The following is a 15110-nucleotide window of genomic DNA, read 5'->3' as shown; positions in this document are numbered from 1 at the left end:
ACTCCAACTGGAGAGTTTGCCATGAAAACGTTCAAGACAGCATCGCACAAGCGCTCAAGTTACTCAAAGCTGGGCATTTTCAGCGCCAGCCTTGTGTTCTCAATCTGCACCATGCAATCCGCCATGGCACAGGTCAACTTGGCTCAGGTACCACTGTTCCTGAAGGAATCTGTCGATTCAAACCTGGTGTTTGTCTATGACGATTCCGGATCCATGGCGTGGCGTTACATGCCAGACAATCTTAGTGGTAATAGTGGCAATCGATACTACTACTCCAGTCGGGTAAACAAAGTCTATTACGACCCGACGATAACCTACCAGCCACCCTTCAAACCGGATGGTAGCTCTCGTTATCCGAATTCGAGTTACACCAATGCCTGGGTAAACGGATTTGATCAGTCCGATGGTGCAGATGATCTGAGTGAATATATTCGCTTCGACAGCATCGGTAGCATTGAGGAAGGCTTTTACATGCAGTTCAACTCGTCCACGAGCTGCGATAGCAATCCCCGACAAGACGACTGTTATACCCCCGTTTTGTTGAACAGTGCCTCCGCCGACATCAAACAAAATTATGCAAACTGGTTTTCCTATTACAGCACGCGGACCTTGGCGGCCAAATCCGGCATTACGGAAGCCTTCTTTGACCTTCCAGACAATATTCGGGTTGGCTATGGCGCCATTAACGTCAACAACAATACCATCGACGGCGAAAACAACACCGACACCCTGGTCAGTGGCGTTCGACCATACACCGAAGCTCGCCGTGAGCAATTTCTGACCTGGCTGCACAACAAAAACGTTAATGGCGGCACGCCGTTGAGAACGGCCCTTAAAGATGTCGGCAAGTACTATTCCCGTACTGACAATCGGGGCCCATGGGGAGAAATTCCTGGCACCAATGACAGTACCGCACATATTGAATGCCGCCAAAGTTTCTCCCTTATCATGACCGATGGTATCTGGAACGGAAGCAGCCCCTCTGTCGGAAATGTCGACAATACGCCGGGACCGTCCTACACCAACCCAGATCCCGATGGCTCCGATTTCAACTATACGGCCGTGTCGCCCTTTACCGATGGACACTCCAACACTCTGGCCGATGTAGCCATGGAATATTGGAAAAACGACCTGCGAACAGACCTCGGTAACAAAGTCCCAGTCACATCAACTGACCCGGCTTTCTGGCAGCACATGACAACCTTCACGATTGGCTTGGGGGTAACCGGTGCCATTAAAGAAGCCGACGCACTTGCTGCACTTGACCCAGACAATAACATCACCATCAATTGGCCCGAACCTGGTTCAAACCGAAGCCCTGCCAACATTGATGACCTTCTCCATGCGGCGATCAATGGTCGAGGAGGTTATGCCAGCGCACAGAACCCGAAAGAATTCGCCGACGAGATCAAGAGCTTCCTTGGCGACGTAATCGCCCGGTCCCAGACATCTGCTTCTTCGGCTGCTGTCAGTTCCGCAGTGTTACGGGCCGACTCCTTGGGATTCTTTGCTGGCTTCCGCAGTGAAGACTGGTCCGGCACTTTGTCAGGGTTTAGCTTCGACCAAGGCAAAGAGCTCTGGGACGCCGAAGAAATTCTGCGACAAACGCTTCCGACAGACCGAAAACTGATTACCCATAACGGAAGCAGCGGTGTTGAACTGGAGTTTTCATCAGCGGGTTCACTGTCCAACCTTTCAGCCGCCCAACGTGATGCGCTGAACGCCGACCCCACGCTCAATGCCACGCAGGATGACCTCGGCCGTAACCGGCTTGCCTGGCTTCATGGCGACAAAGACGCGCACGCAACGTTGAGAAATCGTGAAGGACAGGACGCTGGGGGCAACACAGTTGTCAGGCCCCTGGGTGACGTTATCAACGCCAACCCGCAGTTTGTTGGCAAGACCAACTACGGCTTTGCGCGCCTTGGCGGTGACGAAGGTTCCGACTATGGGGCGTTCCGCTCAGACTCTTCGTATCAGACTCGGATCGATGCTCTTTATGTACCTGCCAACGACGGTATACTACATGCCTTTGATGGCGAAACCGGTAAAGAGCTCTTTGGGTATATCCCATCAGAGTTGCTGCTCCCCTCGGGCTCAAACACCTACGCCCGCATCTCAGAGTTGATGCAGCCCAATTACACTCATCGATATTTCATGGATGGCACTCCCCGAGTGCAGGATGCCTACATTGATAAAGACGGAGACGGTGACAAAGAGTGGCGCACGATTCTTCTCGGAACCATGGGTAAAGGTGGAAGAACCGTATTTGCTCTTGACATTACAGAACCGGGATCGTTTTCACCAGCAGACGACGTACTTTGGGAATTCCAACACGCCAACCTCGGGTACGGCGTCACTGATCCGCAGATATCCCGGCTCACCAACGGGACCTGGGTCGCCATTTTTGGCAACGGCTACAATGGCGCCAGCGATCAGTCCAGCCTGTTTGTTGTTGATATGGAAACCGGCAATCTCATTAAAGAACTACAAACCGGTGTCGGTAATGCTGCAAATGCTAATGGCCTCGCCTCTGCAACGATCACCAGTTTTCCGGAAACGGATGCGATTACCCGCTATGCCTATGGGGGCGATCTGTTAGGTAACCTTTGGCGATTCGACCTGACGGGGAACATTAACGGCTGGAACGCTACCAAAGTGTTCACCGCTGAGAGTCCTGCGGGCTTCAGTCAGCCGATTACGGTTGCGCCCCGGGTAGCACTCAACCCCAACAATAATGACGAACTCGTAGTAGCATTTGGTACTGGTAGCTTCCTGCGAAATGGTGATGAGGGCGACTACGACGTCCAGACGCTTTACGCCATAAAAGACAATCTGAATGCATCTGGGCTGGAGCGAACTGACCTGGTGCAACAGACGATCACTAAGCAGGAGGATGTTGTTGTCAACAGAGAATCTGGTAACGGCACTAACAGCTATACAGTACGAGAGACCTCCAGCAACCAGTTAACAGATCAGGACGGATGGTATCTGGACCTTGTCTATAACTCGAACAAGCAGGGGGAGCGCGTTATCAGCCGTGCTACCTTCCCGTTTGGGGTTAACCCGGACCGGGTTCGATTCACAACCGTCATCCCTGACGATGACCCCTGTGGAAGTGGACGTACCGGATTTATTATGGATCTGAAGTTAACAACCGGCGTTCCATCCGAGACTCCCGTCTTCGACCTGAACAGCGATAGCACTTTCAACACGGGTGATATCGTGGGCGGCTATGCCCCAAGCGGTATTCAGGTCGGTTACGGAGGAGAAAACCGCACAATTGCAACCGGAGATGGCGATGCGGAAGTGGTGATACCTGGTCTGGATCCAGACAAGCTCTCACCGGGTGACCCCTGCGAAGACGGACTCTGCGCCCGATCTCTGGACTCAAGCATTGGACGACAGACTTGGGAGCAGCTTCGTTAAGAAGCTGCCTCCCCCCCTAGAGTAGTGTTTCTATTTTTTATTTGAGTAGCAGGAAAATACTATGATTACTCGCTTACTACCGTTTCAATTACACAGAGCTCTTGTCATCGCCGTATTCGCTCTTACAGCTATTTCAAGTGGATTTCTGGCATCATCCGCTCAAGCGGATGATGCGGTTGTCGACGGCAATCCTATATCCCTCAGAACCGTGTCTTTTGAGGGAACGGTGAATTCTGTCCATCCCGACTCTTTCATACTGATTGTTGATGATAATTCGTTCGTGCTGGAACGTGTCATTACCTTCAACGGTGCCTCATGGTCCCGGGAACAAGTCGTCCAGAGGCTCGTAGAGGGTGATCGTCTCAAACTGGAGCTCGGAGGCGTCACAGATCAACAAACTGGTGCTCGTCTGGTACAAAAAGTAGAAGTCCTGAACTGACCAGGCGGGAATAGCGACCACTAGTAAACTAAGAGGGATAACGATTTTGAAGACTCACTCGAACTCAGGTTTTACGTTGATCGAGATGATGATTGCGGTCGCGATCATTGCCATCATCGCAGCAATAGCACTTCCTCTTTATCAGAGCCAGATGGAGCAAACCCGACGAACAACTGCGCAGGCGGACCTGCTAGAACTCACCCAATGGATGGAGCGTCGATACTCCAACGGTTTTGATTATCGCGATGGGGGTAATAATCCTATTTTGCCATTCGATCAGTCGCCGCAGAACGGAGACGCGTTCTACGATATCAGCTTTGTGGGGAACGTAGCCCGGAATGCGTTTACCTTACAGGCAGTTCCAACCGGACCTCAGACAAACGATGATTGTGGAACTCTTACGCTGGATGAGCAGGGCAATCGCGGCGCAGACCAGGCAGCAGGGTGCTGGTAAACGAATACGACACGAACGATGCCATCACAATCAGACTTCGATGGCATCGATTCGCAATTCTTTAGGCATCGAGAAAACAATACTTTCCTCACGCCCCGAGACTTCCTCGGGCACATTACCGCCGAGATCCCTTAACCTGGCGATAACATCATTCACTAACACCTCCGGTGCCGATGCGCCAGCCGTTACGCCGATCGAAGTCTTTTCTTCCAACCATTGCGGGTCAATCTGTGACGCTTCGTCTATCAGATACGCAGGCGTTCCCATGCGCTCCGCCAACTCCCGCAAACGATTGGAGTTGGAGCTGTTCGGCGACCCCACTACCAGCATCAGGTCACAGTCACCGGCCAACTGCTTCACAGCATCCTGACGGTTCTGCGTGGCGTAGCAGATATCGTTCTTGCGAGGGCCCTGGATTTCTGGAAACTTTTCTCGTAAAGCGTCGATAACTCGGGCAGTATCGTCCATGGAAAGCGTGGTTTGAGTAACATAGGACAGCTTGGACGGATCTTTTACCGACAACTCAGCAACGTCTTTCTCGTCTTCAACCAGATAGATATCACCGCCATTACCATGGTCGTACTGTCCCATGGTCCCTTCCACTTCCGGGTGGCCATGATGGCCAATGAGGATACATTCGCGCCCATCGCGGCTGTACTTCATCACTTCGAGGTGAACCTTGGTCACCAGCGGACAGGTTGCGTCGAACACCTTCAACCCCCGGCGCGCGGCTTCATTTTGCACCGCCTGGGACACACCGTGGGCGCTGAAGATCACCAGTTTATCGTCCGGCACCTCTTCCAGCTCGTCCACAAAGATGGCGCCGCGATTGCGCAGGTTGTCCACCACGAACTTGTTATGCACCACTTCATGGCGCACGTAGATGGGCGCACCAAAAACATCCAGGGCACGGTTCACTATTTCGATAGCGCGGTCAACACCGGCACAGAAGCCACGAGGATTAGCGAGTCGGATTTGCATAGAATTGCCCTGAGATATCAAACAAGTTTGCGGAAGCCTGTGGGAAGACCGAAATGCGGTTAATGGGCCCGGCCAACAGGCTCCACATCAATAATTTCCACTTCGAATGTCAGTGTACGCCCCGCCAGAGGGTGATTAAAGTCTACCTCAACCTGATCCCCTTCCACACGGCTAACGACGCCCGGCAACTCACTCTGACGCGCGTCCGCGAACGAGATCATAACCCCCTTTTCAAGCACCATGTCCGCGCTGAACTCACTCCGCTTGAACGTTTGCACGTTACTCGGATTATGCTGCCCAAAGGCCTTTTCAGGAGGTACTTCGAAGCTATTTCGGTCGCCCGCCGTCATACCCATCAGGTAGGCTTCAAAATTTTCTGGCAGGTTCTCGTCACCAATTTCCAGCGTTGCCGGCTCTTTCTCGAAAGTGGAATCAATGACCTCACCGTCACTGAACTTCAACGCAAAATGAAGCGTAACGCGTGTGCCCTGATCTACGGGAAGTTCTTTCATCAGCGATTGTCGCTCCTGTTGTCCGCATCCGGTTCCCGGGGCTTGCGGAAAATATCCAGAATCATCATGCCGGCACCAATGGTGATGGCCGTATCGGCGATGTTAAAGGCAGGGAAATGGTAGTCGTTCCAGTAAAAATGCAGGAAGTCGACCACGTAGCCATGAACAACACGGTCGTAAACGTTACCCAGCGCCCCACCGAGGATTAATACGATGGCAATCGCCGACCAGGTTTCATGACGCCGCAGGGATTTCAGCCATACAACCAGCACCACGCTGACCACCAGCGCCAGGGACACAAAAAACCAGCGTTGCCAGCCGGCGGCGCCGGCCAGAAAGCTAAACGCCGCGCCGGTGTTGTGCAGCAAGGTCAGATTGAACAATGGCATTACCGGTACCGGATTGCCATAGGTCAGCATGGCCGTCGCCAGGGCCTTGCTCCCAAGGTCCAGCACGATAACGAGCACCGCCAGCCAAAGCCAGCGGAGCTTGGAGCCGGTTTCTTCCGTATTGTTCATTACGCTTTCCACAAGGCGGCTTCCATCAGGCAAACGAGCGGGACTCGCCCTGCCCTTCTACGTTGGTCACACAACGACCACACAGATCGCTGTACTGTTCGCTCTGACCGACATCGGCCCGATGATGCCAGCAGCGCTCACACTTGGCGTGTCCGGCCGGGTTTACTTTCACCAGTAACCCCTCGTGGGATGTCGATTCCGCCCCATTGGCATCAGAGATCGGTGCTACGGTGGCTTCAGAGGTAATCAGCACAAAGCGCAACTCTTCACCAAGGTACTGCAGATCCTTGGCAAGGTCGCCTTCGCAATAAAGCGTTACTTCCGCACTCAGGGAACCCTTTATCTCTCCCCGGCCACGAACCTCCTCCAGGCACTTATTTACCGCTTCTTTAACGCTGAAAATGCGGCTCCAGTAGTCACGGCCCAGTTCGGCGTTGTCTGGCAGCGCCGTCAGGCCTTCATACCAGGTTTCGTAGAACACAGTATCGCCACGCTTACCAGGCAGGTGCTGCCAGATCTCATCAGCAGTGAAGCTCAAAATCGGCGCAATCCAACGCACCAAGGCTTCGGCCACATGGAACAGGGCTGTCTGGCAGGAGCGACGCTCGCGGCTGTCAGCCTGGGTGGTGTATTGCCGATCCTTGATAATATCCAGATAGAACCCGCCCAGCGTGGCCTCGCAGAAGTTGTACACCTTCTGGTAGATACGCAGGAACGCGTAATTCTGGTAATCCTCATGCAGTTCCTTCTGCAACTGCAGGGCCTTGTCGACCATCCAGCGGTCCAGGGCTATCATATCCTCCGGTGCTACGGCGTGCTGCTCAGGATCGAAACCGGTGAGGTTGCTGAGCAGGAAGCGGGCGGTATTCCGGATACGACGGTAACCGTCCGCGGTCTGCTTGAGAATGTCCTTGGAGACCGTCATTTCACCGCTGTAGTCGGTGGCGGACACCCAGAGACGCAGGATATCGGCACCCAGCTCGTTCATCACTTCCTGGGGCGCAATTACGTTGCCCAGGGACTTGGACATCTTGCGGCCCTTACCATCGACGGTGAAGCCATGGGTCAGCACCTGCTTATACGGTGCCACGCCGTTCATCGCGATGGAGGTTTTCAGGGACGACTGGAACCAGCCACGATGCTGGTCAGAGCCTTCCAGGTACATATCCGCCGGAAACTGACCCAGTTCGGTGCGAGGACGCAGCACGGATTCGTGGGTTACTCCGGAATCAAACCAGACGTCCAGGGTATCCATCACCTTTTCATACTGGTCGGCATCACCGCCCAGCAGCTCGGTGGTATCCATGTCGTACCAGGCGTCAATACCGCCCTTTTCGATTTCCTTCGCTGCCGCCTCAATCAGATTCTGGGTATCCGGATGCAGTTCCTGTGTTTCTTTGTGGATAAACAGTGTGATCGGCACACCCCATGTGCGCTGTCGTGAGATACACCAGTCCGGGGACTGCCTGAACATGGCCTCGATGCGGTTCTGGCCCCAGGCAGGCACCCAGCGCACGCCCTTGATGGCTTCCAGTGCGTCGTCACGGAGGCTTTCCTTGTCCATGCTGATAAACCACTGGGGGGTAGCGCGGTAGATAAGCGGTGTCTTGGTACGCCAGCAGTGGGGGTAGCTATGGCTGAACTTCTCTGCCCGAACCAGCTTGCCCTCACGCTCCAAAGCGGAACACACGGGGTCGTCCGCCTTGTACACATGCACCCCGGCAAACTCACCGGCGGCCTGGGCATAGGTTCCATCGGCCTTGACCAGGCTGATGGTATCAATGCCGTAGGCCTTGCCCACTTCAAAGTCTTCCATCCCGTGATCCGGGGCCGTATGGACGGCGCCGGTACCAGCATCGGTTGACACGTGGTCGCCCAGAATCAGTGGCACCTGCTTGTCATACACCGGATGATGCAGATCCAGCTTTTCCAGCGTGGCGCCCGGTACAGTCGCCAGCACCTCATAGTTCTCAACACCCCAACGCGACATGATGCCATCCACCATGTCCGCTGCGAGGATCATCCGCTCCGGTCCGTGTCCGGTATCGGTCTGTACCAGAGCGTATTCCAGCTCGGCGTGCAGCGAAACCGCCTGGTTTGCCGGAATGGTCCAGGGCGTGGTGGTCCAGATAACAACCGACACATCACCCGCACCTTTGTCGGTGCCAAACAGGTCGAGCACCCGCGCCTGATCGACGACCGTGAATCGCACATCGATCTGCACCGACGTCTTGTCCTGGTATTCAACTTCGGCTTCCGCCAGCGCAGACTGACCGACCACGCTCCAATACACCGGTTTGAACCCGCGCACGAGGTGGCCTTTGGCAACTATTTTGCCCAACGCACGCACGATGCCCGCCTCGACCTTCGGATCCATGGTCAGGTAAGGCTTTTCCCATTCACCCATCACTCCAAGACGAATGAAATCAGCCTTCTGGCCAGCAATCTGCTTGGTCGCGTAATCACGACACGCCTGACGGAAGGTCTTGTAATCCACCTTCACACCCGCCTTGCCAATCTCCTGCTCCACCTTGTGTTCAATCGGTAAGCCATGGCAGTCCCATCCCGGCACATAAGGCGCGTCGAAACCCATGAAGCTGCGGGATTTGACGATCATATCCTTGAGGATTTTATTGACCGCATGACCGATATGAATGCTGCCATTGGCGTAGGGAGGGCCATCATGGAGGATGAACTTTTCCCGTCCCTCGCGCTGCTTGCGCAGATTGCCGTATACGTCCAGATCCTGCCAGCGCTGGAGCATGTCCGGCTCGCGCTTGGCCAGGTTACCGCGCATGGGAAAGGCAGTTTCAGGCAGATTCAGGGTGTGCTTGTAGTCGCTCATGGTAAAGGTGCGTAGCTCAGGTTGTTAAATGTCGGTCAATGTCCGGTGGCTAAGGAGCCATGGCCTGCAATCCACGCCCGCGCATCGTCAAAGTCACGGGCAATCTGCTCCTTGAGGTCCTCCACCGAGTCGAATTTCACTTCGTCCCGCAGGGCATGGCGGAAAACCACATCAAGACGCTGGCCGTAAAGTGTGCCAGCAAAGTCAAACAGGTGCACTTCCAGGGACGGCTGCTTACCGTCTACTGTTGGGCGCAGACCGATGTTGGCTACACCGTCCAGAACACGGCCATTCTCGAGGGTCGCGCTTACCACGTAGACCCCTTTCAGCGCAGGCATATGAGGCAACAGAATGTTCGCCGTTGGTGCGCCAATCTGCCGCCCCAACTGGCGGCCATAAACGATTCGCCCTCGAATGCGATAAGGGTGCCCCAATAAATCCTCGGCGTCGTTGATCCGGTTCTCCGAAAGCACACCTCGAATTCGGGTGCTGCTGACACGCTCGCCATGCACCGTCACTGTACGGGTGTTCTCCACCGTGAAGCCGCGTTGCTCACCCACTTCCCGCAGCAGCGAAAAATCGCCGGCCCTGTCGCAACCGAAACGAAAGTCGTCCCCTACCACAAGATGGCGAACACCCAGGCCATCCATCAAAACGTCTTCAATAAAGCCCATACCGGAGTAGCTCCGGAACCGCTCGTTAAAACGCAGGCACAGTACGAAATCGATGCCAGACGCCAGCAGCGATTCGAATTTCTGCCGGAACGGCATCAACCGTGGTGGAGCTTCAGAGCCCTGAAAGAACTCACGGGGTTGGGGCTCAAATACCATCACCACGGAAGGCACGCCGAGCTCCAGTGCTTTTTCATGAACCTGGTCGATGATGGTCTGGTGCCCAAGGTGCACCCCGTCAAAATTCCCGATGGTGGCGACGCACCCGTTCGCGAGCGGCGCTTCGTCCTGCTGCGAAAGGCTTTTCAGGTTAGTCAGGCCCCGGATCAGACGCATGTAAAGCGAACCCTTGTTTGCCAGTGGTGTATGATTTCACTGGTGAGAAAACGCGCGATTATAACCTACCTGTGGCGAAAATGTCTTACCCGAACCCCGGTCATTGCCAACACAATAAAGTACACCGCAACGCCCGAGACTACGAGAATACCCATATCCGTGGCCCGCTGGAGCCCACTGGCCGTCAGCCACTGGCCAACCGGCGGTTGTAGCCAGAGGATGACCGCAGCCAGAGCCGCATTGGCAAGTCCGATCTGAACCAGGAAGCGGGTCCACCCCGGCTGCCATTTCCAAGCGCCCTCACGGATAAGGCCGCGCCACAAGAGCGCCGTGTTCAACCACGCAGAGAGCGAAGTTGCCAGCGCCAGCCCCGCATGTGCCAGTGGGAAAATCAGCGCCAGGTTAAAAACCATGTTGGCCACCATTGCGATAATGCCGATTTTGACCGGCGTCTTGGTGTCTTGCCGCGCGAAATACCCCGGCGCCAGCACCTTGATCAACATGAAGGCCAGCAGCCCGGCGGAGTATGCGCGCAGGCTTTGGGCCGCCATGGTGACGTCGCGATCGGTAACTTCTCCGTAGTGGAACAGCGTGGCAATCAATGGTTCAGCCAGCAGGGCCAGCGCCAACGCGGCAGGCAAACCTATAAGCAGTACCGCCCGCACAGCCCAATCCAGAGTTGCGGCGAACTGGTCCGCCGATTCCGCTGCGTGTTTGCGGGACAGACTGGGAAGAATCACCGTGGCAATGGCGATACCGAATACGCCCAGGGGTAACTCCGACAGGCGATCCGAGTAGTAGAGCCAAGACACACTGCCGGTCTGCAGAAACGACGCGAGAACCGTGTCCAGAAGCAGGTTGATCTGGCTGACGGAGACCCCGAACAACGCAGGCACCATCAACTTCATGATTCGACGGACCCCTTCGTGCCTGTAATCCACTCTTGGCCGCGGCATCAACCCCAACTGCATCAGAAAGGGCAACTGGAAGAACAATTGCAACGCCCCGGCGATAAACACCCCCCAAGCCAAAGCGATGACAGGCGTTTCCATCAGGGGCGAGAGAAATATGGCCGCGCTGATCATCGCCAGATTGAGCAACACTGGCGTAAACGCGGGAACGGCAAAGCGGTCGTAGCTATTGAGAATACTGCCTGCAAACGCCGTCAAGGAGACCAGTAACAAATACGGGAAGGTAATACGCAGCATATCGCTGGCCAGGCCGAACTTGAGGTCGTCATCCAGAAAACCCGGTGCGAATACCGCAGTCAGCAGCGGCGCCCCCAGCATGGCGACTGCCGTCACGCCCAACAGCACCAACCCAAGGACGCCTGCAACCGCGTTGACCAAACGCCGGACTTCGGTGACCGATTCCTGCTGCCGATACGAGGAAAGCACCGGTACGAAGGCCTGAGCGAACGCACCTTCGGCAAATAGGCGGCGGAGAAAGTTGGGGATTTTGAAAGCGACAAAGAACGCGTCGGCGCCGGCCCCGGCACCAAAATAACGCGCAATCACCATATCCCGGACCAAACCGAGAACTCGCGACAGCATCGTCATTGAGCCAACGACTCCAGATGACCTCAACAGCCCTGGCGGTTTGGGTAAAGCCTTTGGTGCTTCTGTCTGCTCAGGTTCGGACGACATTCTTGGCCTGGACAATGGTTCAGTATTTACTGGATGCACCCGGGATGTAGCAGGCCATATTTCGGTAATTCCCTAGGGCCTTCACGGGACTCTCAGGCGATGAGCGGCGAGTTTACCACAGGGGCCGGAGATACCGGGATGAAATAGCGTTGAGCCTTGACATTTTAGGGCGTTGGCGGCATAGTTCCGCGTCATTTATTTCGACGCGCTGGTTTTGGCGCGCCCGCGATTTTTACGAATCGTTTCACACGAATTTCGGATTTCACAGATCTCAGGAGTTATACGGTGGCAAATACCCCGCAAGCCAAGAAGCGCGCACGTCAGAACGAGAAGAACCGCAAGCACAATGCCAGCCTGCGTTCCATGGCGCGCACTTACATCAAGAAGGTCCAGGCCAGCATTGAGGCCGGCAAGCCAGAGGAAGCACAAGCGGCTTTCCAGAAGGCTCAGCCGATTATGGACAGCATGGTTAACAAGGGCGTGTTCGCCAAGAACAAGATTGCTCGCCAGAAGAGCCGTCTGAGCGCCCGCATCAAGGCCCTGAAGAGCGCGTAACGCTTCTTCGGAACTTGAGAATGAAGAAACCGGCCCATCAGGCCGGTTTTTTTGTGCCCGCCGATTACATTGCCTGCCGGTTCCGGAGCACAAGCAAGACTGACCACCCACTCCGAAAACACGCCGTAAACCCATCCATGGGGGCTCGGCATTGCCATCCCTGGCAATGCACGGTTTTCAGAGCGGGTGGCCAGCCCTGCCTCCAGAATTGGGAAGAGCCCCTACACGATCACCATGTTGTCTCGGTGGATCATTTCTTCGTCGGAAATGTAGCCCAGAACCTCTGTTATCCGGTTACTTGAGCGACCGGCGATGGCTCTAGCCTCGTCGGCATCGTAGTTGACCAAACCACGGGCGATTTCTTTGCCGCTTTCGTCCACGCAGGAGACCATTTCACCCCGACGGAACTGGCCGGAAACGCTTTTCACACCGACTGGCAGCAGGCTTCGACCGCCCCGGCAGAGAACGTTAACAGCACCCTGATCAAGGGTGAGTTTGCCACGGGTCTGGAGATGGCTGGCGAGCCACTGTTTACGGGCGGCGATTCGACCCTGCTCGGGGAGCAACAGGGTGCCGATGCTTTCGCCGTCGCGCAGGCGGGCGATGGCCTTTTCGATTCGGCCACCGACGATGACGGTGAATGCGCCAGATCGGGCAGCCAGGCGGGCGGCGCGGACTTTGGTTTGCATTCCGCCGCGGCCCAATACACCAGCACCGCCACCGGCCATGGCGTCGAGTTCGGTGTCGTTGGCGCGGCGTTCATCGACCAGTTGGGCACCGGGATTTTTACGAGGGTCTTTGTCAAACAGGCCGAGCTGGTCGGTGAGGATGATCAGGCCATCAGCTTCGATCAGGTTGGCGACCAATGCACCCAGGGTATCGTTGTCACCGAAGCGGATTTCGTCGGTGACAACGGTATCGTTTTCGTTGACGATGGGCACTACGCCGAAGTCGAGCAGCGCCCTCAAGGTGCTGCGAGCATTGAGGTAGCGCTTGCGATCAGACAGGTCGTCGTGGGTCAGCAGGACCTGTGCGGTGTGCAAATCATGTCGTTTGAACTGGGCTTCCCAGGTCTGAACCAGCCCCATCTGACCAACCGCGGCTGCAGCCTGAAGCTCATGCAGTTGCTCAGGGCGAACGGTCCAACCCAGCCGGCTCATGCCTTCAGCCACAGAGCCCGATGACACCACCACCACTTCAACGCCAGCAGTGACCAACTCTGCAATCTGGTCCACCCACAACCCGAGAGCAGCAACATCCAGACCCCTGCCATCGTTGGTTAGCAAGGCGCTTCCGATTTTTATTACCAGGCGACGGGCATGACGTAATTGGGTGCGTGTACTCATTACATTCCAGCTCAGGGAGCGGACAGGCGGGGGGCTTGCTGGCGGATACGCGGTGAATACATCCATGTACGCTCGACAAAAACATCCATGTTTTTGTCGATCCACCAGCAAGTCCCCCGCCTGTCCGACAATACTTTGGCAGTTAACTCTGACGACATAACCCGCTACTCAGGAGCGTAGACCACTTCTACATCGTAATCATCGTCATCGAAGTCGTCGTCATCATCGTCATCCTGACGGGCTTCGCGACGGATCTGCCGCTCGGCTTCGATTCTTGCTCGCGCCTCTTCGTCCATTTTCCGGCGGCGTGCGGCTTCGCGCTCGGCAAACTCGGGGTTCTCCGCTTCTTCCTGGGCCTGATCTTCTATCCAGCGCATTACGGCCTGAGTCAACGGCTTGGTACCTTCGCCGCTGAGTGCGGAGATGCTGAATACAGGACCTTTCCAGTCAAGTTCATCGATGATGGCCTGGCAGTGTGCCTCACGGTCTACTTCAGAGACCATATCTACTTTGTTCAGTACCAGCCAACGCTCGCGGCTGGCAAGGGTTTCGCTGAACTTTTCCAGCTCGTGCTCAATCGCACGTACGCTTTCCACTGGCGAAGACCCGTCGTAAGGCGCCACGTCCACGAGGTGCAGCAGCAAGCGTGTGCGCACCAGGTGCTTGAGGAAACGGATTCCCAGCCCTGCGCCTTCCGCCGCGCCCTCTATCAACCCGGGAATGTCTGCGATGACGAAACTCTGATGAGCCTGCACGCTGACCACACCGAGATTGGGCACCAGGGTGGTGAACGGATAGTCCGCCACCTTGGGGCGGGCAGCTGACACGGAACGGATAAAGGTGGACTTGCCGGCATTGGGCATACCCAGCAGGCCGACATCCGCCAGCACTTTCAGCTCCAGCCGCAGGTTCCGAAGTTCACCCTCGGAGCCTTTTGTGGTCTGACGCGGAGCGCGGTTGACCGAGGATTTGAAACGGGTATTACCCAGCCCATGAAAACCGGCCTGAGCCACTTTCAGGCGCTCACCGGCACGGGTCAGGTCCCCCAACACTTCGTGGGTATCCATATCCACAACCGTAGTGCCTACCGGCACCAGCAACATGAGGTCGTCGCCCTTGATGCCAGTGCAGTTGCGGCCTGAGCCTGGCTGACCATTCTCGGCTTTGTGCTTACGCTGGAACCGGTAATCGATCAGTGTATTGAGCGCACTGTCGGCCTCCAGGTACACAGAGCCACCGTCGCCACCGTCACCACCATCGGGTCCGCCTTTGGGCACATATTTTTCACGACGGAAACTCAGGCAACCGTGACCGCCCTTGCCCGCCTCTACAATGATGGTGGCTTCGTCTACGAACTTCATCAATCAACCCTTTGCGC

At 55.8% G+C, this 15110-nt stretch carries 12 protein-coding genes; 4 read left to right on the top strand and 8 right to left on the bottom strand.

Going from position 1 to position 15110, the window contains the following annotated elements:
• The first annotated feature begins 21 nt into the window (after positions 1 to 21).
• The 3 genes from AC13D2_RS06770 to AC13D2_RS06760 all read left to right on the top strand — a co-directional run bounded on the left by AC13D2_RS06770 (position 22) and on the right by AC13D2_RS06760 (position 4322).
• Positions 22 to 3429 (top strand): pilus assembly protein, encoded by a 3408-nt coding sequence (locus AC13D2_RS06770; RefSeq protein WP_286848002.1) that lies wholly within the window; start codon positions 22 to 24, stop codon positions 3427 to 3429.
• A gap of 61 nt (positions 3430 to 3490) precedes the next feature.
• Positions 3491 to 3868, top strand: coding sequence for an ELL-associated factor (locus tag AC13D2_RS06765; protein ID WP_199448968.1), 378 nt, complete (start codon positions 3491 to 3493; stop codon positions 3866 to 3868).
• A gap of 46 nt (positions 3869 to 3914) precedes the next feature.
• Positions 3915 to 4322: a type IV pilin protein gene (locus tag AC13D2_RS06760; RefSeq protein ID WP_286809929.1), complete on the top strand. Its 408-nt coding sequence runs from the start codon at positions 3915 to 3917 to the stop codon at positions 4320 to 4322.
• 30 nt (positions 4323 to 4352) lie between these two features.
• On the opposite strand, the gene ispH is transcribed toward AC13D2_RS06760, so the two are convergent.
• From ispH to murJ, 6 genes are all read right to left on the bottom strand, one after another.
• Complete coding sequence (gene ispH / locus AC13D2_RS06755) at positions 4353 to 5303, bottom strand: 4-hydroxy-3-methylbut-2-enyl diphosphate reductase (protein ID WP_286809928.1); 951 nt, start codon at positions 5301 to 5303, stop codon at positions 4353 to 4355.
• 59 nt (positions 5304 to 5362) lie between these two features.
• A complete protein-coding gene (gene fkpB, locus AC13D2_RS06750; RefSeq protein WP_286809927.1) occupies positions 5363 to 5815 on the bottom strand; it encodes an FKBP-type peptidyl-prolyl cis-trans isomerase in 453 nt (150 codons plus the stop codon).
• A complete protein-coding gene (gene lspA, locus AC13D2_RS06745) occupies positions 5815 to 6333 on the bottom strand; it encodes a signal peptidase II (protein ID WP_286809926.1) in 519 nt (172 codons plus the stop codon). Before lspA ends, fkpB begins: the two co-directional genes overlap by 1 nt.
• Before the next feature lie 25 nt (positions 6334 to 6358).
• Positions 6359 to 9178 (bottom strand): isoleucine--tRNA ligase, encoded by a 2820-nt coding sequence (ileS, locus tag AC13D2_RS06740; protein ID WP_286809925.1) that lies wholly within the window; start codon positions 9176 to 9178, stop codon positions 6359 to 6361.
• Positions 9179 to 9213: 35 nt separating this feature from the next.
• On the bottom strand, positions 9214 to 10185 hold the full coding sequence (gene ribF / locus AC13D2_RS06735; protein WP_286809924.1) for a bifunctional riboflavin kinase/FAD synthetase: 972 nt from the start codon (positions 10183 to 10185) through the stop codon (positions 9214 to 9216).
• Between the two features lie 65 nt (positions 10186 to 10250).
• The gene (gene murJ / locus AC13D2_RS06730; protein WP_286809923.1) at positions 10251 to 11831 is read right to left on the bottom strand and encodes a murein biosynthesis integral membrane protein MurJ; all 1581 of its coding nucleotides are present in this window, start codon (positions 11829 to 11831) and stop codon (positions 10251 to 10253) included.
• A gap of 285 nt (positions 11832 to 12116) precedes the next feature.
• Here murJ and rpsT point away from each other — a divergent pair, with 285 nt between their 5' ends.
• Positions 12117 to 12386, top strand: coding sequence for a 30S ribosomal protein S20 (rpsT, locus tag AC13D2_RS06725; protein ID WP_041335394.1), 270 nt, complete (start codon positions 12117 to 12119; stop codon positions 12384 to 12386).
• Positions 12387 to 12607: 221 nt separating this feature from the next.
• Here rpsT and proB read toward each other — a convergent pair whose 3' ends face one another.
• On the bottom strand, positions 12608 to 13732 hold the full coding sequence (gene proB / locus AC13D2_RS06720) for a glutamate 5-kinase (RefSeq protein ID WP_286811266.1): 1125 nt from the start codon (positions 13730 to 13732) through the stop codon (positions 12608 to 12610).
• Positions 13733 to 13896: 164 nt separating this feature from the next.
• Positions 13897 to 15093, bottom strand: coding sequence for an Obg family GTPase CgtA (cgtA, locus tag AC13D2_RS06715; protein WP_286811265.1), 1197 nt, complete (start codon positions 15091 to 15093; stop codon positions 13897 to 13899).
• Positions 15094 to 15110: the final 17 nt, after the last annotated feature.

Source organism: Marinobacter sp. B-12, from assembly GCF_056857915.1.
This window is presented reverse-complemented; position numbering and strand designations above follow the sequence as displayed.

Excerpts from the sequence above, each read along its gene's own strand:
- ispH (WP_286809928.1), bottom strand. The coding sequence starts at position 5,303 with ATGCAAATCCGACTCGCTAATCCTCGTGGCTTCTGTGCCGGTGTTGAC.
- lspA (WP_286809926.1), bottom strand. The coding sequence starts at position 6,333 with ATGAACAATACGGAAGAAACCGGCTCCAAGCTCCGCTGGCTTTGGCTG.
- fkpB (WP_286809927.1), bottom strand. The coding sequence starts at position 5,815 with ATGAAAGAACTTCCCGTAGATCAGGGCACACGCGTTACGCTTCATTTT.
- ribF (WP_286809924.1), bottom strand. The coding sequence starts at position 10,185 with ATGCGTCTGATCCGGGGCCTGACTAACCTGAAAAGCCTTTCGCAGCAG.
- ileS (WP_286809925.1), bottom strand. The coding sequence starts at position 9,178 with ATGAGCGACTACAAGCACACCCTGAATCTGCCTGAAACTGCCTTTCCC.
- AC13D2_RS06765 (WP_199448968.1), top strand. The coding sequence starts at position 3,491 with ATGATTACTCGCTTACTACCGTTTCAATTACACAGAGCTCTTGTCATC.
- cgtA (WP_286811265.1), bottom strand. The coding sequence starts at position 15,093 with ATGAAGTTCGTAGACGAAGCCACCATCATTGTAGAGGCGGGCAAGGGC.
- murJ (WP_286809923.1), bottom strand. The coding sequence starts at position 11,831 with ATGTCGTCCGAACCTGAGCAGACAGAAGCACCAAAGGCTTTACCCAAA.
- proB (WP_286811266.1), bottom strand. The coding sequence starts at position 13,732 with ATGAGTACACGCACCCAATTACGTCATGCCCGTCGCCTGGTAATAAAA.
- AC13D2_RS06770 (WP_286848002.1), top strand. The coding sequence starts at position 22 with ATGAAAACGTTCAAGACAGCATCGCACAAGCGCTCAAGTTACTCAAAG.